The organism is Prochlorococcus marinus str. GP2 (genome assembly GCF_000759885.1).
Taxonomy (GTDB): Bacteria; Cyanobacteriota; Cyanobacteriia; order PCC-6307; family Cyanobiaceae; genus Prochlorococcus_A; species Prochlorococcus_A marinus_J.
Window position 1 is genome coordinate 157,967 of record NZ_JNAH01000004.1, and the last position, 19,929, is coordinate 177,895.

The window sequence follows — 19,929 nt, forward strand, 5'->3', positions numbered from 1 at the left end:
AATGTTTCATTTTTAAATATGTGAGCTAATTTTATAGTGATTCAGTTTTTATCTATGAGTAACGAACAAACTCATCCTTTACATGCAATAGACAAAAATATCATAGATTCTCTAATAACTAAAGAAAAACCAGAAGATTATGACTTTATTAATATAGCTAGATTAATTAATCGTTATGCTAATTTCCCCGGTGAAATTGAAATTAAAAATGATATTGAAAAAATTTTAAAATTTTGGAAAATTTCTAAAAATGATCTTTTTTCTAAAACGAAATATATTTGGTCAAAAAGCTTTAGGCCCTCAAATACAAATAAAGATTTAATTGGTTCAGGTTTTGATACTTCAAATTGAAATTTTTAACCTTTTTTTCTTAAAAAATAAATGTCTTCTGACCTATCGAACGCAAAAATCCTAAATATTTTATTAGAAGGGGGTAACCTTGATAATTCAACCTCAAGGTTGTTAATGCAAAGGTGGCTAAATGATGAAATTTCTGCTGTACAAACAGGTGCCTTTTTGAGTGCTTTGAGAGCCAAAGGTTGTACAGGATTAGAATTATCTTCTATGGCTGAGGAACTTTTAAATGTTTGTGACTTGCCCGTCGCAAGACCAAATTTGTATTTGGTAGATACTTGTGGAACTGGAGGTGATGGCGCTAATACATTTAATATTTCTACTGCAGTGGCATTTGTAGCTTCATCATGTGGTGTAAAAATTGCAAAACATGGAAATAAAAGTGCGAGTGGAAAAGTTGGTTCAGCTGATGTTTTATTGAATCTTGGTTTAAATCTAAATTCTTCATTAGAAAAAGTTATTTCTGCTGTTAATGAAATTGGAATAACTTTTTTGTTTGCACCTGTTTGGCATAAATCTTTAATAAAACTTGCTCCATTAAGAAAAGATCTTGGAATAAGAACTGTATTTAATCAACTTGGTCCATTAGTTAACCCTTTAAGGCCTAATGCGCAAGTATTAGGTGTTGCTTCTGAAGATCTTTTGGAACCTATGGGAAGCGCACTATTAAAAATGGGGATGAATAGAGTGATAGTAGTTCATGGTTCAGGGGGCCTTGATGAAGCTTCACTTCAAGGAGATAACAAACTTGTGTTTGTTGAAAATGGTAAATTGCGATTTTCAAAAATAAATATTTCAGATTTTAATTATGAAAATTTTTCAAATGATAAACTTGTTGTCTCCAATCGTGACACAAACGAAGATATTCTAAAGTCTGTTTTAGATGGTTCTGGGCAAAAATCACATAAGCATGTCGTTGCTTTGAATGCTTCATTAGTTCTTTGGGCTGCTGGAATTGAGGATGATTTACATGAAGGCTTTAATAAAGCCTTACTTACAATCAATAAAGGAAATCCATGGAAAAAATTTTTGCAATTAAAAAATTATTTATCCACAGATTAATTAAAAATTGATGATTAATACCTATAAGAAAAATGCAAAATTAGTTTTAAGTAATGGTATTATTTTCCCTGGATATTCATTTGGAGCTCCCGGTAGTGCAGTTGGCGAAATAGTCTTTAATACTGGCATGACTGGATATCAGGAGGTTATTACTGATCCAAGTTATTACGGACAAATATTAACTTTCACTTATCCAGAAATTGGAAATACTGGGATTAATCATGAAGATTCAGAATCAAGTATTAATGTTAGAGGTATAATTGTTAGAAATTATTCAACAAATAATAGTAATTGGAGATCTCAAAAGAATTTTAATCAATGGTTAGTTGAAAAAAATATAGTTGGTCTTTATGGAATTGATACTAGGGCTCTCGTTAAAATTTTAAGATCCAATGGCTCGATGAATGGAGTTATTACCTCTGAAGACAAAACTCTTGATAGCTGTTTAAAGATAATCTGTGAAACGCCAAAAATGGAGGGTTCAAATTTATCAAAAATAGTTTCAACAAGCCAACAATATTTTTGGCAAAATACGACAGAAACGGATTTTGATGTTAGAAAAAAATATTCGGATAAGACTAATAAATTAAAAGTTGTTGCGATTGATTTTGGTATAAAAAAATCAATTTTAAATAGGTTAGTCTCTCATGGTTGTGAAATTTTAGTTTTACCTTCCCGATCTTCTTTAAGCGAAGTTCTATCTAATAAGCCTGATGGTATATTCTTCTCAAATGGCCCAGGGGATCCTTCATCTGTTACTGAAGGTATAGATTTAGCAAAATCACTTATTGAGTATGGAGAAATACCTATGTTTGGTATATGTTTGGGTCATCAAATATTTGGATTAGCATTAGGCGGTTCAACTTATAAACTCCCTTTCGGACATCGTGGATTAAATCATCCTTGTGGACAGAATAATCAAATCGAGATAACTAGTCAGAATCATGGTTTTGCAATTGACCCTAATTCTCTTCCAAAGGACATAGTCAAAATAACTCACTACAATCTTAACGATACTACAGTTGCAGGATTAGAGGTCATTAATAAGCCAATATTTAGTGTCCAATATCATCCAGAAGCGGGACCTGGTCCGCATGATTCAGATTATTTATTTAAAAAATTTGTTTCTCAAATGTTAGATAGATGTTGACATATTGGTTTATTTTGATTTGATAATTACATTTGATATATTAATTTTCGGGAGGTTTAAATCATAGAAGATTTCCAGAAGCTAACGGTTTCATTAAGAGGAAACCTAGATATAAAAACAAATATCATTGTTTTTACTTTTAAAGGCCAACTAGATGCCTTTTCAGAAAAACAATTTAAGACTTTTGTTACTAATAATTTAAAAAATGAGTTTCCCTTTGTTATTGACCTTACAAAAATTGATTTTCTAGATTCTTCAGGTCTTGGAGCTCTTGTTCAGACAGCTAAAGAATGTAAAAAATTAAAATTAGGTTTTTCAGTTGTTGGTAATTCTAGAGTAGCTCAAACTATTAAACTTGTGCGTTTGGGAGACTTTCTTAATTTAAAATCTAGTCTTGAAGATGCATTAAATTATTTGAAAAATTGAATTATTGGATTCAAAATTTAGACCCATATGGATCTCCTGAAGAAATAGGTGTTATACAACTTGCTTGGCTTGGAGATTCAGTTTGGGAACTTCATCAAAGATTAAGGTATGTACATTTTCCTTTGAAATCAAAAGATCTTCATTTATCAGTTGTACAAGAGGTAAAAGCTAATACTCAATCAAAATCATTAGCAGAAATTGAACATTTATTAAGTGCCAATGAAATTGATTTAATTAGACGTGCTAGAAACAAATCAAAAAGATGCCCAAAGTCCACGGATCCTGCCGTATACTCAAGGGCAACTGGTTTTGAAACCCTCATTGGTTGGCTATTTCTTAAAGATCCCAAAAGACTATCAATTCTTTTTGAGTATCTTGAAGTAAATATGAAATCATGAAAAATTCATCTAAAAATAATAATTCTAAGAATAATATTAAACAAAACAAAAAAAGTTTTAATTCTAATTTTTTTCCTAAAAATACGAGTACATCTAAAAATAATCAATTTTTTAGTAATGTTTCTAAAAATAGAGGAAATGCGAATTTTGATGAAGGTGAGAAAAAGAATAGTAACTTTTCATCATTTAAAACAAGAAAACCATTTAATAAATCTAATATAGAAGTATCTAGAAATACCCGAGATATTTATCAAGAACAAGCGAATAAAAAAAATTTTGATGATTGGATATGGGGAAAACATTCAGTTTTTGAGACACTTGTGAGTAAAAGGGCAATTAATAGGATTTGGTGCACATCTGAAATTTTTTCTTCAGAAAAATTCTATATTTTACTTAAAGACCTTAAATCAAAAGGAGTCTTGATTGAAGAGGTTTCATGGAACAGACTTTCGCAATTGACTTTAGGCGCTACACATCAAGGCATTGCCTTGCAGTTGGCATGTTCTAAAACAGTATCATTAGAAAAATTAATCAATTCATCTAAGAATAAATCTGCTAATCCTATTATTCTTGCCTTAGACGGAATAACCGATCCACACAATGTTGGAGCAATTATAAGATCAGCAGAAGCATTTAATTGTAAGGGTATTATTATTCCTCAAAGAAGATCCGCTGGATTAACAGGAACAGTTGCCAAGGTTGCAGCAGGGGCTATAGAGCACTTGCCAGTTTGTAGAGTTGTTAATTTAAATAGGGCATTGGATGAAATGAAAAAAAATGGATTTCTTGTTATTGGATTATCAGGTGATGGTCAATTATCTATTTCAAATTTTCATGAAAAGACTCCTTTGGTTGTAATAGTCGGAGCTGAAGATAAAGGTATTTCTTTGCTTACCCAAAAAAAATGTGATTTTCTATTAAAGATTCCTCTTAAAGGAAAAACAACAAGTTTAAATGCCTCTGTGGCAGCAGCAATATCTCTCTTTCATCTAACAAGTAAATAACTTTTTTTCTAAAAATCAGTGTAATTAAATTCTTTTAAAATATGGTTGTTTCAATATATTTAAATAATTAATGAAAATTTATTGAATTTTCCCTACAAAATTGTATAGAATTTGACAAGAATTAATGATCTCTAAAGATCAATAAAATTGATTAGAAATTTTGGAAACAAACTCGGATTAGCTTGGTGGGCTAAAATTGAGACACAACAACCAAATACCATTTACTGGTATGGTCCATTTATTACTAAACGCAGCTTAAAAGAAAGCATCACTCATTTTTTGAAAGATCTTTCCGATGAAGGTTCTGTTAATATTAAATACACTCTCATACGTTGCAAAAAAGAAGAACCATTAACTGTTTGATAATTTTTACATAAGATATAGATTAAGAAATGGACTTTAATTCTTTAAGAAAGTTAATTAATAATAAAAATGCTTCAGTCAAGGAATTAGTTAATGATATTTTTTCAAAAATAGATTCAAAAGATAAAGAAATCAATTCATTTATTTGTACTACAAAAGATAAAGCAATATTGCAGGCTGAAAATATTGATAAATTAATTCAAAAGAAAGAATCACTTCCTCCTTTAGCAGGCCTGCCAATAGCAATAAAGGATAATATTTGTACTAAAGGTGTTGTAACAACTTGTGCAAGTAAAATGCTCCAAAATTTTGTTGCACCTTATGAATCAACAGCCTCAAGTAAATTATGGTCTTCTGGTGGGATTTGTTTAGGTAAAACAAATTTGGATGAATTTGCAATGGGTAGTTCAACAGAAACTTCTTTATTTGGTGTTACTTCAAATCCTTGGGATATTAATAGAGTTCCAGGTGGAAGTTCAGGAGGCAGTGCTGCTTCAGTTGCTGCTGGACTATGTGCTGCTTCTATAGGTTCTGATACTGGAGGATCAATAAGACAACCGGCTTCTTTTTGTGGAGTTGTTGGACTTAAGCCTACCTATGGCAGAGTAAGTAGATGGGGACTAGTAGCATTCGCTAGCTCTCTTGATCAAATTGGTCCAATTACAAATACTGTCTCAGATGCGGCTGAAATTCTTTATTTAATATCTGGTAAAGATCCCTTAGACTCAACATGTCTAGATAAACCGGTACCAAATTATCTGAGTGATTTAAATAAATCTATAAAGAATTTAAAAATTGGCATTATAAAAGAATGCTTTGAACATCCAGGTCTAAATCCAGAAGTGAAAGAATCTGTTCTTTCTGCAGTTGAGAGATTCAAAAATTTAGGAGCAGAAATAATCGAAGTTGAATGCCCTAGGTTTAATGATGGAATTGCTACTTATTATGTGATTGCTCCATCTGAAGCTTCTGCAAATTTAGCTAGATACGATGGAGTTAAATATGGTTACAGGTCCAATGAAGGATCTAATCTTTTAGATATGACTTCAAAAAGTAGAGCTGAAGGATTTGGAGATGAAGTACAAAGAAGAATTTTAATTGGAACATATGCTTTGTCTGCTGGTTACAGCGACGCATATTACAAGAAGGCACAAAAGGTTAGAACTTTAATAAGAAAAGATTTTGATAATGCTTTTAATAAAGTAGATATTTTATTAACTCCGACTTGTCCAACTACCGCTTTTTTGAAGGGTGATTTTGCAAATGACCCACTTTCTATGTATTTATCTGATCTCTTAACTGTGCCTGCTAATTTAGCTGGACTACCAGCTATAAGCATCCCTTGTGGTTTTGATACTAAAGGATTGCCTATAGGACTTCAATTAATAGGCAATGTGTTGGAAGAAGATAAAATATTGAATGCAGCAAATATTTTTGAAATTGATGCTCAGATAATGAAGAGTAGATCTATTTTTTAAAATTTGTATTAATAATTAACTTGTAATCAAAAAGTATAGATCTTTTAGAAATTTTCTCTATCTTATATATATGAATTGATTAAGTATGGGTTTTGTTCCACTTCATAATCATAGCGACTACAGTCTGCTTGATGGTGCAAGTCAAATTTCTAAAATTGTTGATAGAGCATGTGATCTTGGAATGGATTCTATAGCTCTTACTGATCATGGAGTTATGTATGGAGTTCTTGATTTAGTCAAAAGGTGTAAAGAGAGAGGTATAAAACCAATTATTGGTAATGAAATGTATGTGATTAATGGTTCTATTGATGATCCTCAACCTAAAAAAGAAAAAAGATATCATTTGGTTGTTTTAGCAAAAAATCATACTGGTTATAGGAATCTTGTAAAACTAACAACAATTAGTCACCTAAATGGCATGAGAGGTCGGGGTATTTTTTCAAGACCATGTATTGATAAATATCTTTTAAATAAATATAAAGATGGTCTGATAATTTCTACAGCCTGTCTTGGTGGCGAGATACCTCAAGCCATCTTGAAAGGAAGATTAGACGTAGCAGAGGATATTGCACTTTGGTATAAAAAAATATTTGCAGAAGATTTTTATCTAGAAATTCAAGATCACGGGTCTATAGAAGACAGAATTGTTAATGTCGAATTAATAAAGATTGGTAAAAAGCATCAAATAAAAGTAATTGCTACTAACGATGCTCATTACATTTCAAATATGGATGTTGAGTCACATGATGCTTTGCTTTGTGTATTAACGGGAAAACTAATTAGCGATGAAAAGCGATTGAGATATACCGGTACAGAATATATTAAAAGTGAAGAGGAAATGCTTCAACTTTTCCAAGATCATATAGATGATGAATCAATTAGAGAGGCAGTCAACAATACAGTAGAAATTTCTCAAAAAATTGAAGTATTTGATTTGTTTGGTAAATACAGAATGCCAAAATTTCCTATTAAGGAAGATTTAGATTCATTTTCTTTATTATCAAAATTATCTAATGAAGGCCTTTTAAAAAGACTTAAAAAAAACAATCTTTCAGAAGTTGATGATAATTATAAAAATAGACTATCTACGGAATTAAAAATTATAAAAGATATGGGTTTCCCAGATTATTTTTTGGTTGTTTGGGACTATATAAAATTTGCAAGAGATAACTCTATTCCGGTAGGACCAGGTAGAGGTTCTGCAGCAGGCTCGCTTGTAGCCTATTCTCTTAAAATTACAAATATAGACCCTGTTGAACATGGATTATTATTTGAAAGATTTTTAAATCCTGCAAGAAAGTCTATGCCAGATATTGATACGGATTTTTGTATTGATAGAAGAAATGAAGTTATTGATTATGTTACTAATCGATATGGAGAGGATAAGGTTGCGCAAATAATTACTTTCAATAAAATGACTTCTAAGGCAGTATTAAAAGATGTAGCAAGGGTATTAGATATTCCTTATGGAGAAGCTGATAAATTAGCTAAGTTAATACCTGTTGTAAGAGGGAAACCTTATAAACTTAAAGAAATGATTAATAACAATTCTCCAAGCCAAGAATTTAGAGATAAATATATTAATGATGATAGAGTCAAAAAATGGGTTGATTTGGCTTTAAGAATTGAAGGTACAAATAAAACATATGGGGTTCATGCTGCTGGAGTTGTTATTGCATCAGATCCTCTAGATGAACTTGTCCCTTTACAAAGAAATAATGAGGGACAAATAATAACTCAATACTCCATGGATGATATTGAATCACTTGGATTATTGAAAATGGATTTCTTAGGTCTTAAGAATCTTACGATGATTGAAAAGACAGTCTCTTTGATTAGTGAATCCACTGGAAATTCAATAAATATTGAAAATTTACCACAAAATGATGCTAAAACTTTTGAACTTATTGGAAGAGGAGATCTTGAAGGTATATTTCAACTAGAATCTTCTGGGATGAAACAGGTTGTAAAAGACTTTAAGCCTAACTCTCTTGAAGATATTTCATCTATCCTGGCTCTTTATAGACCTGGCCCGCTTGACGCTGGCCTAATACCTAAATTCATAAATCGAAAAAATGGTAATGAAAAGGTCGATTTTCCTCATCCTTTTATTAAGTCAATTCTTACAGAAACCTATGGAATTATGGTTTACCAAGAACAGATTATGAAAATAGCTCAAGACTTAGCCGGTTATTCCCTTGGTGATGCTGATTTACTTCGAAGAGCGATGGGGAAAAAGAAAGTATCAGAAATGGTAAAACATAGAAATATTTTTGTAGATGGATCTAAGAAGAAGGGTGTAAATGAAAAATTAGCAAATGATCTTTTTGATCAAATGGTTTTATTTGCAGAATATTGTTTTAATAAAAGCCACTCAACTGCATACGGCGCGGTAACTTACCAAACTGCATTTTTAAAAGCTCACTTTCCTGTTGCATACATGGCAGCTCTTTTAAGCGTCAATTCTGGATCAACCGACAAAATGCAAAGATATATTGCTAATTGTTATTCGATGGGAATAGAAGTAATTGCGCCAAGTATTAATTTTTCTGGAGTTGATTTCACTATTAAGAATAATCAGATCTTGTTCGGTCTATCTGCAATTAAAAATTTAGGAGATTCTGCAATACGAAATATAATTGAAAATCGTAATAATTTTGGAATCTTTAAGTCATTATTAGATTTGTGTGATCGTTTACCTTCTAATCTTCTTAATAAAAGAAGCCTTGAATCTTTAATTCATTGTGGAGCACTAGATGAGTTTTCAATTAATAATAATAGAGCTCAATTATTGTCAGATCTCGAACATGTCATTGAATGGGCTTCTTCACGAAATCGTGATAGATTATCAGGCCAAGGGAATCTATTTGAATCTAAAGAACATTTTTCTAATATATCATTTTCAGATTCACAATTGGCTAAGGTTGATGATTATTCTCTTATTGAGAAATTAAAGTTAGAAAAGCAGCTTTTAGGCTTTTACTTATCTGATCACCCGCTAAAACATTTAACTAAGCCTGCAAGGCTTGTATCTCCAATAAGTATTTCTCACTTAGAAGAAACTAAAGATAGAACCAAAGTCTCTCTAGTTGGGATGATTCCCGAGTTAAAACAAATCACTACTAGAAAGGGAGATAGGATGGCTATAGTTCAGCTTGAAGATCTTTCCGGAAGTTGCGAAGCAGTAGTTTTCCCTAAAACCTATGTAAGATTATCAGAATTTCTTTTGACTGACACTAGATTATTGGTGTGGGCTACAATAGATAAAAAAAGTGATAAAACCCAATTAATTATTGACGATTGCAGAGAAATAGATAACCTAAAATTACTTATTATTAATCTTGAAAGTTCTCAAGCATCTGATGTAAGGGTACAAAATACTTTAAGAGACTGTTTAATTAAATTTAAGCCAGATAAAGGGAAATGTGGAATCAAGATACCAGTTTTAGCTGCAGTAAGAAATACTAATAATAGTATTACCTATGTTAAATTTGGCGATCAATTTTGTATTGGTGACATACAAGGAGTATGCAAATTATTAGAAGACAAATCATTTCAAGTTAATTTGAAATCGCTAGTTTCTTAAATTAATTATTATCTTCAAAATTTTGAGTTGCAGGTTTAAAGGCTGCTTTTGCACGTTCTATGTTCATTGGAATATTTTCAATACCGAAAAAAGATCCAGGTTCCTTATCCCAACTAGCTGATAGTATTCCAAAACTTAATCCCGCGAGACCTATTAAGAAAAATAAAGCTGAAATTGCTATTGTTGAGGAAGGAGGGATTTCAGCAATATTTCTTGTAACGATAATGTAGCTAATAACAAATACGGACATTCCCAATATTGTGGGTATTCCCGCTGTAAAAAATATTCTTCTTGCCATTCTATCCGCTACATATTTAGGGATCCCAGTTGATGCTTGCTTTGGAGTAGTTATTTTACTAGATGTTTTTTCTAGATTAGCGAAAACAGTTTTCTTAGTGTAATCGTTTTTCTTCTTATTTTGTGCCTTTTTTTTAGATTGCTTTTTTTTCATTAAATTGTAATCATCCTCTGATTCCAATTTTCTTTACTAAATCTTGGTATTTCTGAATGTTGTTATCTTTTATGTAAGATAGTAATCTTTTCCTTTTACCAATCATTTTTAATAGTCCTTGCCTTGATGCAAAATCATGAATGTTTTCTTGAAGGTGATCACTTAATTTTGAAATTCTTTTAGAAAGCATTGCAACTTGAATTTCCACTGATCCTGTATCAGTTGGATGCACTTGATGGGTTTCAATAAGCTTCTGTTTTTCAGCTGTATCTAATGACATAAAATTTATAATCCGTATATATATATATTACTACGTTATATGACTACATTACTATTATCTTTATCTAGATAATTCATAGCTAACTTCAATAAATATTCAAATGTTAAATTATTTTCTTTTTTAGCATGGAAATCTGCTTCTTTAATAACAATTGGCAAAATAGTCTTTATTTCTTTATCTTTATAATTTAATGATTGAAGGGTCAACATAAGGTCATCTACCATTTTATTAATTTCAGAATTCTTAGTTTCAAATTCATCTTTTACTATTTCTTTTTCAAATTGAATTTCACTTTTAAATTTACTTTTTAATTCTAAAATCAAACGATCACCCATTTTTGGCCCTATACCAGGCACTGAACAAATTAATTTTTTGTTTTGTAATTTTATTGCATTGATAACTTCACTAATAGAAAATTTATTTAATATCCCCATACCAATTTGAGATCCAATACCTCGAATACTTAAAACTTCAATAAAGAAATTCTTTTGATCCTTTGATGTAAAGCCAAATAATAAATCTGAATCTTCTTTCTTAATATGTTTTATCCAAAGAGTGATGTTTTTATTTGATAACTTATTTGTTTTTAATTTGAGAAAAAAGGATTCTAGTATTTGTATTTCGTATCCTAATCCTTGACAATTTATTAAAACAAAAAATTTTTGATTAGTTTGCCATAACTCAATCAACTCTCCATTTATCCAATTAATCAATTAACCACCATCCACCTGGCATCCAATAAGTGCTCCTGCGGTCCCGCCAGCGGGAACGGCCCAAAATCTATCTTTACCTCTTGAGGAGGATAGTGCTATTCCAGCACCAAGAATACCTCCAATAACAGAGCCTTCACTACAGTCATTATCATCTACTTTTTCAGCTTTACTTTGACCTCCGCAAGGTATCACAACGTCAACTTCATAACTTTTTACGTAGCCTGGATTTGATTTCGTTCCAGGTATGTACTCCTCTCTATATTCAGTTCTTGTACAAGTTACTGACTTTGGAGTTGAAGCATTAACTTGAACTATAGGAAAAAAGCAAAATAATAAAGTTAAATAGAAAAATTTCACCGTGTTTTTTTATTCTTTTATTATTCTATGTCCTTTTGATTATTTTGGTAGTAGATATAATAGTTCCTAATAAAACTAATGAGGCGCCAAATAAAAAATTTATTTTTATTATTTCACTAAAAAATAAAATCCCCCAGATTGACCCAAATAAAACTTGCAAATAGTTAATTGTTGAAGCTTCAGAAGCGGGTAAATTTTTTAATCCTATTGTTAAGAAAATCTGACCTAATTGAGTAAATAAGCCAATGCCAATAATCCAAACAACTTCATTCCAATTTGGTGTAACCCAATTGATTAATACAATTGGCAATAAAGTTATAAAAGAAACAAGTGGAAAATATTCTATAATTACATACACATCTTCAGTGAATGAAAGTTTCTTTACTGTAACGTAAGCCAATGCAGTACAGATTGCTCCAAGAAATGCTATTAAAATAGAAAAATTTTCAATTTCAACGTTTATATTTGTTAAATGACTTGGATTTAATATTATCAATATTCCAATCCAGCCAATAATTAAAGCAATTATTATATTTCTAGTTATTTTTTCGTTTATAAATATGCCAGCGAATATAGATATAAAAATAGGATATGTGTACTGAATGACAGTTGATATACTTAAAGGCATATTTCTTATCGCGTAAAAGATACAAACTAAAGCTAAAGTTCCGAAAACACCTCTTAAGATGAGTAATGGTTTATTTTTGCCCCAAGGATTTATATTTTTTAGATTAATTATGAATAATGTAATTATTAAACTTAACAATGATCTGAATAAAACTAATTCATAAATAGGTATCCTTTCATCAATATTTTTTACGCATAAAGTCATCAAACTAAAGAAAAATGATGCAAATACCAAATTAAACTTATTTAATGAATTAAATTTTTGTTCTATTTTTGCGATATTTATCATTTTAAAAATAGTTTTTTTATGAAATTAAGTAGATTCTTATTTGATTTTGACCTATAACAGATAAATCATTATTTGTTTTTTGATTAAAATCTCAATGGTTCATTCTATACATCCAAGAACTATTCAAGAGGTTAAGGAAAAGGCAGATATTGTTGACGTTATATCTGAACATATTGTTCTTAAGAAGAAAGGAAAGGAATTTGTGGGGATTTGTCCTTTTCATGATGATACTAAGCCATCAATGACAGTATCACCAAGTAAACAATTTTATTATTGCTTTTCTTGTGGTGCTGGTGGTAATTCTATTAAATTTTTAATGGAATTTACTCGAGCAAATTTTTCTGATGTTGTACTGTCTCTTGCCAAGAAAAATAATATTAATGTTGAAAACCTTGAGGGTCCCCAAGTAGAGGCTTATAAAAAACAATTATCTAGAAAGGAAGAGCTTTATAAAATATTAAGAGTTACCAAAAATTGGTTTAAGTCTCAATTGAATAATTCTCTAGGTGTTGAAGCCAAGAAATATTTAACATCAAAGAGAAATTTGAGTAACAAGATTATTGATAACTTTGAATTAGGTTTTGCCCCAAATTCATGGAATGATTTATTCAACTATCTATCTAAGGTAGAAAAATTTCCTATTAATTTAATATTAGCTTCAGGCCTCGCAATTTCTAAAGATAATTCTGACAAGATTTATGATCGTTTTAGAAATAGATTAATTGTTCCAATACATGATATGCAGGGAAGAGTAGTTGCTTTTGGAGGAAGATCTCTTGATGGTCAGGAACCTAAATACCTTAATTCTCCTGAATCAGAGATATTTGAAAAGGGCAAAATGTTGTTTGCATTCGAAAAAGCTTCTAGCAATATTAGGAAAAGAGATAAAGCCATTATTGTTGAAGGCTACTTTGATGTTATTTCTCTTCATTCAAAAGGTATTACTAATTCTGTTGCATCTCTCGGTACTGCATTAAATAAGTATCAGATTTCTCAACTATGTAGATGTACAGATAACAAAAATATAATTTTGAATTTTGATTCTGATAATGCTGGGATATTAGCTACAAAAAGAGTAATAAAAGAAGTGGAGAGTTTATCTCTTCATGATCAAATTAATCTTAAGATACTTCAACTAAATGATTTTAAAGATCCTGACGAATATTTGAATCGCCATACTCCTGAAGATTATTTCAATTTAATTGATAATTCATCCTTTTGGATTGATTGGGAGATTGATCAGATTTTTAAAGATAAAGATTTAACTAAGGCTGAAATTTTCCAGAGTGTTATTTCTGCATTGGTAAAATTGTTGAGTAAACTCCCTCAATCATCAACCAGAACTCATTACTTACAAAAAATTTCAGAACGATTAAGTAAGGGACAAGCTAGGTTAGCAATACAGTTTGAACAAGATTTAAGAAATCAAGTTAAGGGATTTCGTTGGCATGGTAGATCAAAAAAATTTGAACAACCAAATGAAATTTCTCGTCGTGAGAAAAATGAATCTGAAATAATTTTTTATTATTTACATTGTCCAGATCTTAGGCTATTTATTCGTGAAGAATTTCTTAAAAGAGAAATTAATGGCTTCAATACTAATTATATTCAAAATCTGTGGGAAACTATTGCAAAAATTGAACAAAATAATTTAGGTTTAAATTATTTAAATGATTTAAAACAATCAAATAGTCAAAATCTTCAAAAAGAATTTACAGCCATTAACATAATTTCACTTCTACCTGACTACTTAGCTCTTAATAATCCTGAATCATTAAATAAAATTAATATTTTTGTTAATCCAAATGAGTTGTTTTTAACTTTGCTGAGTAATCCTAAAGACAATTTACTTGGAACTTTATCTCTTCTTGAGAAATATAATTCTTTAAAAAGATGTAGACACTTGATTGAATCTTGGGGATCTCAAAGATTAAAAACTTTAGAAAATTGTATATCTATTCTAATTGATAATTCTTCTACAGGTTCCTCAAATACTAATAAAGAGATCGACGATCTTTTTAAGGATTTAAATTCAGACGCGATTAAATTTCAGGAATTATATTATTTAGAAAGGCGACATATTAATCTTTTAGATAAACAACGTTGTGGCAATTTCATCGCTAGTTAATATAAAAATTTTTAATTTATAGGCAGTATTTTTTAATCAAGTTTTTAACTTTTTTGGGTTTATCTTCAAGAACATAAGCTTCTACTTCTTTTGCATAAGTTCCCGAAAACTTTGAAGTAGAAAATTCTAATGCTTCTCTCTTTCTTGGATGTAATTTATCTTCTAAATCTTTTATATCCCCTACCGTTTTATTATCGTTGCATTTTTGTATGGCATGAGTAGCTTCATGTCTTAATGCTTTTCTTATTGCTAATTCTGTTTTGAAGTTATCTTTATTTTGTTGTCGCTTCGTATTTCTATAATTTGTCTTCCTTTTTGCATTCTCAGTACATATTATTATTTTATTTTCTTTAAAATTATGTAGTCCTTTTATTTCTTTATTTATTAAACATTCAATTTTATTTTCTTCAACTACGTAATTTGCTTTTATTAATAAGTTAAGAATTTCTTTATCTAATTTGCTTAAAAATATTAAAAGTTCCATTTTTTTTACTTTACTATAGTTGGTATCTGTTTTATATCAGTTGTAGATGAGTGACTTAAGAAATTCTTATTCATCATCCAACTTTTTGGGTTTTTTGTAATAGCCCATGTAATTGCATTTTTATTAAATCTTCTATTTAATGAATCAATAGTTCTCATAAGATTTGCTGATTTTTTTAGTTCTTTCTGAGATTTGTAATTTATAACTGACTGCTGTAAATATTCGCTATTAGTTAAATCCTGCATTAAAACACCAGCCTTTGAAAATTTATATTCGGGATTAAAAATTTCTTTAGATAATTCAACTACTATTTTTAAAATACTATTTGTATCGTCTGTTGCATTCGTAAGTTTTCTATGAGCACTTCTTTGATAACTTTGACTTGAATATCTACTGGTTCTGGCGAATACTCTAATATCGGATGATTGCAAATTCAGGCTTCTCATCTTTTCAGACGCTTTTATTGCGTGAGTTGCCAGTGCTTGAGTTAAGTCTTCTAATTTGGTGACAGGAGTACCGAAACTTCTGCTTACCTGGATTTCTTTTTTTGATTTTTTACTTTCTTCTATGGGTAGACATTTATGACCTTTAAGTTCTAATTGCAATCTTTTCCCTACAATGCCTAGTTTCTTAATGATTTCATTTTCTTCCATATCTCGTAATTCTCTTGCATTTTTAATACCTTTACTTTGTAACCAATTAGAGGTTTGTTTCCCGACTCCCCAGATCTCATCTACATTAATTTTTTTTAAATAATTATTCTCATTTCTGGTGTTAGCTAAATCAAATATTCCAGCCGAATAATCAATATTTTTAGCTAATTTATTCGCAATTTTTGCTCTTACTTTATTTTCTCCTATTCCTACTGTTATGGGAATCCCTAGATTCTGATATATTAATGATCTTAGGTTTCTTGCCCAAGGATATAGATTTTTATCATTAGATCTAGAAATAGAAATAAATGCTTCATCAATAGAATAAATCTCTATTTGTTCACAGTAGTTTTTCAGTAAATTCATTAACCTTCTACTCATATCCCCGTAAAGCGAGTAGTTTGAGCTTAAAACTGCTACATCTAATTTATTTAATCTTTCTTTGACCTTAAAATATGGAGTTCCCATTTTAATTTTTAAAGCACGTGCTTCAGGACTTCTTGCAATGATACATCCGTCATTATTAGATAAAATTACTACTGGTTTATTTCTTAATTGAGGATTAATAGTTTGTTCACATGACGCGTAAAAGTTATTAGCATCTATAAGAGCTATCGCATCAATACTTGAAATTTTCATAAATAGCTATGTATTGAATAAATAACAACTCCCCATATCTGTACATCAATATGATTTTTAAATCTAAAATCAGGATAATTGTGATTTTCTGCTTTTAAATACAATTCATTATTTTTTATAGATAATCTTTTTATTGTAAATTCCCCGTCTATCATGGCAATGATAATATTCCCTGGCCTGGCTGTTAAACTCTTGTCTACTATTATTAGATCTTTATCTTTAATTCCTGCATTTATCATTGAGTCACCTTTAACTCTAAGAAAAAAAGTGCTAAACGGATTAGATATTAAATGTTCATTTAAATCAATATTCTCTTCTGTATAGTCATCTGCAGGAGAAGGAAATCCTGCTGATACTGAATCTACTAATAAGGGGATTTTAAAAATTTTAGTATTTGAATCAAAGAAATTCAAGATTTAAATTTTGATAGTATATATGTACTATACAATAAAAATTTAAAAAATAGTTAGTTATTAAAGTTTTATAGATTAATTTTAGATTAGATCTAATCTTTTTAAGAACGATGGTAAGGAGAGTTGTTAGATATAGAAACAGATCTATAGAGTTGCTCGATTAGGATTAATCTGGCTAATTCATGAGGAAAAGTTAAAGGAGACAGACTTAGAATAAGGTCTGAATTTTTTTTGATATCTGAACTTATTCCATCAGCATCACCGATTAAGAAATTAATTTTTTTATTTTTAAAATTTAAGAGTAAAGAACATAATTCAAATGAATTAAACTGCTTCCCTTCTTCACTTAGGCAGATAATAATATTGTTATTGGATCTAAGATTATTTACATTAAAAGTTTTTGACTCATTAATGATAAGTTCAGGCATTCTTTTTTTGTATTGATTAATTCCATCTCTAATCCAAAGTTTCTTTATTTTACCGATAGCATAAATAGTTAATCTATTACTTTGAAGCATAAGTAAGTATTAAAAGTAATTATTCATCAAGAAGATAATTAAATTCATCATATAGTTCCTCTTCGATTGTTAAATTCTTGGAAAATTTATTTTTTTTAGAATTCATATTAATTTGATTAATCTCACTTTTTCTTAGTGAGGTATTAACGTTAGAAGTCTCTTCTAAAGATTCTGAATTATCAATTAACGAATAAAAAATTTTATTGGGATCTTCTGAATTAAGTGGATTGATGATTAAATTATCATTATTAGTTGCATTTGTGTAATTATTTATATTTTTACTTTCATTATTTAAATTTTTATTTTTTTTAAATTTATTGAGTTTATCTAAATTATTTTTTGATAAGCTCATGATATAAAGTATTAAATAAATTCATATTTAATTAAAACATATTATTGATCTTTTAGATGAATTCTAAAAACTATCATCAAAAAAAAAGATTTGGGCAACACTGGTTGGTAAATAAAAAAATATTAGAAAAAATTAAAGAAATTGCTGTTCTTAATGAAAATGACTTTATTTTAGAAATTGGTCCTGGTAAAGGAGCTTTAACATCTAAGTTATTAGATTCAGAAATTAAAAAATTACATGCAATTGAGTTAGATAAAGATTTAATAAATTTATTAAATGATAAATTCAATAATAATGATAAGTTTTCACTGCAGCAGGGAGATATTCTTTCTGTAAATTTAGATTCGATTAATAAGAAGATTACTAAAGTGATTGCAAATATTCCTTACAATATAACTGGCCCAATATTGGATATTTTTATAGGTCGATTGGGAGTTATAAGAAACCATAATTACGAAAAAATAATATTTTTAATGCAGAAAGACGTTGTAGATAGGATTTTGTCAAAAGAAGGTAGTCCCAATGCTGGTGCGCTTAGTATAAGAATGCAACTTTTATCAAAAATAAAAAAAATATGTGATGTGCCCCCTTCATCATTTAATCCGCCTCCAAAAGTTTTTTCTTCTTTAGTAGTTTTCGAACCAATTAAAAATGATTTACGATTAGATATTAGTCTAGAAAAATATATAGATAAACTTCTTAGAATTTCATTTAATTCAAGAAGAAAAATGCTTAGAAATACTCTTAATTCAGTACTTTCAAATGAAGAGATAAATGAATTATCTGAATATTCAAAAGTTTGTTTTAATTTAAGGCCACAAGATATTTCAATTGACCAATGGATTAAGCTTGCAGAAAATTGTATTAAAATTAAAAAATAAAAAGTTTAAGTATATGCAAAATTTACCTAAAACGAAAATTAATATAAAGTCTCCTGCCAAAATAAATTTGCACCTTGAAGTTATTGGTAAAAGAGATGATGGATTTCATGAGTTAGCAATGATTATGCAAAATATCGATCTTTCTGATTATTTAGAATTTGAAATTAATAATGAAGGTTTAATTAAACTTGAGTCTGATTGTAATGATTTAAGCTTATCTGAAGATAACTTAATTGTTAAATCGGCAAATCTATTAAGGAAAAAATCAAATATAGATTACGGTGCGAATATATTTTTAAGAAAAAATATTCCAATTGGAGCTGGACTAGCAGGAGGATCCAGTAATGCAGCAGCAACATTAATTGGTCTTAATAAGTTATGGGATTTGAATTTAGATAAAGAAACATTATGTTCATTAGCATCAAATTTAGGATCTGATATTCCCTTTTTTATAAATGGTGGTATTCAATTATGTTTTGGAAGAGGAGAAATTTTGGAGAAATTAGATTCAAACTTTGGATATGGAGTAATTCTTTTAAAAAATCCAAATGTATCAGTATCTACCGCTGAAACTTATAAAAAATATAGTAATAGATTTTGTGATCAATATCTTACTGATAGAGAAATGATTGAGAACATAAGAAAAAATTTAAGAGATAATGGTTTAAATAACTTGGATTTTGATACTCATCATTCATCCATTAAAAATGATTTGCAGTTAGTTGTTGAAAATGAAAATGATTCTGTAAAGCAGGCATTATATTTACTTTCTAAATTAGAAAATTGTCTTACATATTCAATGAGTGGATCAGGCCCTACATGCTTTGCAGTCTTTAAAGATATTGAGACTGCTAAAAAAGAATTAATTGCAAATTATAAATTGTTTAGAAATAAAGGTTACGATTCATGGGTTTGCACTTTCCTTGAAAAGGGAATAACATTCATTTAAATTTTTTTTTACAAAATTTTATTGTGGCTGATAAAAGTAATGAGAATATTGAAAAAAACATTCCCGAAAAAGGACCATTCAATTTTATTGTAGGATCATTAACAAGTTTTTTATTATTTATATTTTTTTATTTTTTAAGTAATAAAATTGCAATTTATTTTTCAGTACATAAACCAGCTAATTCTTCTGAAATAGTCCAAAATATTTCTTCTAGTATTAATACCTTAATAATTGGATTATCTTTTTTGTTAACTTTCTCTTTTGCTTTTATAGGTTTAGGACTTTTTATTGTATTTATTCGCAGTTTTTTTCTGAAGAAAAGTTGAATTCCCAATATTATTAAGAAAATGCTTTCTTCGAATGTCTTTACATGA

The 19,929-nt window shown here is 29.2% G+C and carries 23 protein-coding genes; 13 read left to right on the forward strand and 10 right to left on the reverse strand.

Features of this window, described 5'->3' with window-relative positions; genetic code table 11:
* Positions 1-54: 54 nt before the first annotated feature.
* From EU91_RS04495 to EU91_RS04465, 9 genes are all read left to right on the forward strand, one after another.
* Complete coding sequence (locus EU91_RS04495) at positions 55-351, forward strand: DUF3288 family protein (RefSeq protein ID WP_032524543.1); 297 nt, start codon at positions 55-57, stop codon at positions 349-351.
* A 30-nt stretch (positions 352-381) separates the two neighbouring features.
* The gene (gene trpD / locus EU91_RS04490; protein WP_032524379.1) at positions 382-1,416 is read left to right on the forward strand and encodes an anthranilate phosphoribosyltransferase; all 1,035 of its coding nucleotides are present in this window, start codon (positions 382-384) and stop codon (positions 1,414-1,416) included.
* Between the two features lie 10 nt (positions 1,417-1,426).
* Complete coding sequence (carA, locus tag EU91_RS04485; RefSeq protein WP_032524380.1) at positions 1,427-2,566, forward strand: glutamine-hydrolyzing carbamoyl-phosphate synthase small subunit; 1,140 nt, start codon at positions 1,427-1,429, stop codon at positions 2,564-2,566.
* 126 nt (positions 2,567-2,692) lie between these two features.
* Complete coding sequence (locus tag EU91_RS09035) at positions 2,693-2,992, forward strand: STAS domain-containing protein (RefSeq protein ID WP_342503432.1); 300 nt, start codon at positions 2,693-2,695, stop codon at positions 2,990-2,992.
* Complete coding sequence (locus tag EU91_RS04480; RefSeq protein WP_032524381.1) at positions 2,989-3,390, forward strand: Mini-ribonuclease 3; 402 nt, start codon at positions 2,989-2,991, stop codon at positions 3,388-3,390. The genes EU91_RS09035 and EU91_RS04480 overlap by 4 nt, the downstream gene beginning before the upstream one ends.
* Complete coding sequence (rlmB, locus tag EU91_RS04475) at positions 3,387-4,394, forward strand: 23S rRNA (guanosine(2251)-2'-O)-methyltransferase RlmB (protein ID WP_032524382.1); 1,008 nt, start codon at positions 3,387-3,389, stop codon at positions 4,392-4,394. Before EU91_RS04480 ends, rlmB begins: the two co-directional genes overlap by 4 nt.
* Before the next feature lie 147 nt (positions 4,395-4,541).
* Positions 4,542-4,757 carry a DUF1816 domain-containing protein gene (locus EU91_RS0108565; RefSeq protein ID WP_032524383.1) on the forward strand — a complete coding sequence of 72 codons (216 nt, stop codon included), beginning with the start codon at positions 4,542-4,544 and terminating at the stop codon, positions 4,755-4,757.
* Between the two features lie 29 nt (positions 4,758-4,786).
* Positions 4,787-6,235 (forward strand): Asp-tRNA(Asn)/Glu-tRNA(Gln) amidotransferase subunit GatA, encoded by a 1,449-nt coding sequence (gatA, locus tag EU91_RS04470; RefSeq protein WP_032524384.1) that lies wholly within the window; start codon positions 4,787-4,789, stop codon positions 6,233-6,235.
* Between the two features lie 85 nt (positions 6,236-6,320).
* Entirely contained in the window at positions 6,321-9,821 is a 3,501-nt protein-coding gene (locus EU91_RS04465) for a DNA polymerase III subunit alpha (protein WP_032524385.1), read from the forward strand.
* A gap of 1 nt (position 9,822) precedes the next feature.
* On the opposite strand, the gene EU91_RS04460 is transcribed toward EU91_RS04465, so the two are convergent.
* The 5 genes from EU91_RS04460 to EU91_RS04440 are packed head-to-tail and all read right to left on the reverse strand — an operon-like array spanning position 9,823 to position 12,538.
* A complete protein-coding gene (locus EU91_RS04460) occupies positions 9,823-10,272 on the reverse strand; it encodes a PAM68 family protein (protein WP_032524544.1) in 450 nt (149 codons plus the stop codon).
* A 10-nt stretch (positions 10,273-10,282) separates the two neighbouring features.
* Positions 10,283-10,552 (reverse strand): 30S ribosomal protein S15, encoded by a 270-nt coding sequence (gene rpsO / locus EU91_RS04455; protein ID WP_032524386.1) that lies wholly within the window; start codon positions 10,550-10,552, stop codon positions 10,283-10,285.
* A gap of 35 nt (positions 10,553-10,587) precedes the next feature.
* Positions 10,588-11,265 carry a Holliday junction branch migration protein RuvA gene (gene ruvA / locus EU91_RS04450; RefSeq protein WP_032524387.1) on the reverse strand — a complete coding sequence of 226 codons (678 nt, stop codon included), beginning with the start codon at positions 11,263-11,265 and terminating at the stop codon, positions 10,588-10,590.
* Positions 11,266-11,622 carry a glycine zipper 2TM domain-containing protein gene (locus tag EU91_RS04445; protein WP_032524388.1) on the reverse strand — a complete coding sequence of 119 codons (357 nt, stop codon included), beginning with the start codon at positions 11,620-11,622 and terminating at the stop codon, positions 11,266-11,268.
* 25 nt (positions 11,623-11,647) lie between these two features.
* Positions 11,648-12,538 carry a DMT family transporter gene (locus tag EU91_RS04440; RefSeq protein WP_032524389.1) on the reverse strand — a complete coding sequence of 297 codons (891 nt, stop codon included), beginning with the start codon at positions 12,536-12,538 and terminating at the stop codon, positions 11,648-11,650.
* Between the two features lie 94 nt (positions 12,539-12,632).
* Here EU91_RS04440 and dnaG point away from each other — a divergent pair, with 94 nt between their 5' ends.
* Positions 12,633-14,666: a DNA primase gene (gene dnaG / locus EU91_RS04435; protein ID WP_032524390.1), complete on the forward strand. Its 2,034-nt coding sequence runs from the start codon at positions 12,633-12,635 to the stop codon at positions 14,664-14,666.
* A 16-nt stretch (positions 14,667-14,682) separates the two neighbouring features.
* On the opposite strand, the gene EU91_RS04430 is transcribed toward dnaG, so the two are convergent.
* From EU91_RS04430 to EU91_RS04415, 5 genes are all read right to left on the reverse strand, one after another.
* Entirely contained in the window at positions 14,683-15,150 is a 468-nt protein-coding gene (locus tag EU91_RS04430; RefSeq protein WP_032524391.1) for a hypothetical protein, read from the reverse strand.
* A gap of 5 nt (positions 15,151-15,155) precedes the next feature.
* Positions 15,156-16,442 carry a Y-family DNA polymerase gene (locus EU91_RS04425; protein WP_032524392.1) on the reverse strand — a complete coding sequence of 429 codons (1,287 nt, stop codon included), beginning with the start codon at positions 16,440-16,442 and terminating at the stop codon, positions 15,156-15,158.
* Complete coding sequence (locus EU91_RS04420) at positions 16,439-16,855, reverse strand: LexA family protein (protein ID WP_032524393.1); 417 nt, start codon at positions 16,853-16,855, stop codon at positions 16,439-16,441. The genes EU91_RS04425 and EU91_RS04420 overlap by 4 nt, the downstream gene beginning before the upstream one ends.
* Before the next feature lie 101 nt (positions 16,856-16,956).
* Positions 16,957-17,373 carry a 23S rRNA (pseudouridine(1915)-N(3))-methyltransferase RlmH gene (locus EU91_RS0108570; protein ID WP_032524394.1) on the reverse strand — a complete coding sequence of 139 codons (417 nt, stop codon included), beginning with the start codon at positions 17,371-17,373 and terminating at the stop codon, positions 16,957-16,959.
* 19 nt (positions 17,374-17,392) lie between these two features.
* Positions 17,393-17,725: a hypothetical protein gene (locus tag EU91_RS04415; RefSeq protein WP_032524395.1), complete on the reverse strand. Its 333-nt coding sequence runs from the start codon at positions 17,723-17,725 to the stop codon at positions 17,393-17,395.
* Between the two features lie 56 nt (positions 17,726-17,781).
* Here EU91_RS04415 and rsmA point away from each other — a divergent pair, with 56 nt between their 5' ends.
* From rsmA to EU91_RS0108575, 3 genes are read left to right on the forward strand one after another with little or no spacing between them, the layout of a single operon-like run.
* On the forward strand, positions 17,782-18,606 hold the full coding sequence (gene rsmA, locus EU91_RS04410) for a 16S rRNA (adenine(1518)-N(6)/adenine(1519)-N(6))-dimethyltransferase RsmA (RefSeq protein ID WP_032524396.1): 825 nt from the start codon (positions 17,782-17,784) through the stop codon (positions 18,604-18,606).
* 13 nt (positions 18,607-18,619) lie between these two features.
* Positions 18,620-19,555 carry a 4-(cytidine 5'-diphospho)-2-C-methyl-D-erythritol kinase gene (gene ispE, locus EU91_RS04405; protein WP_032524545.1) on the forward strand — a complete coding sequence of 312 codons (936 nt, stop codon included), beginning with the start codon at positions 18,620-18,622 and terminating at the stop codon, positions 19,553-19,555.
* Positions 19,556-19,578: 23 nt separating this feature from the next.
* On the forward strand, positions 19,579-19,881 hold the full coding sequence (locus EU91_RS0108575) for a DUF3082 domain-containing protein (RefSeq protein WP_082303028.1): 303 nt from the start codon (positions 19,579-19,581) through the stop codon (positions 19,879-19,881).
* Positions 19,882-19,929: the final 48 nt, after the last annotated feature.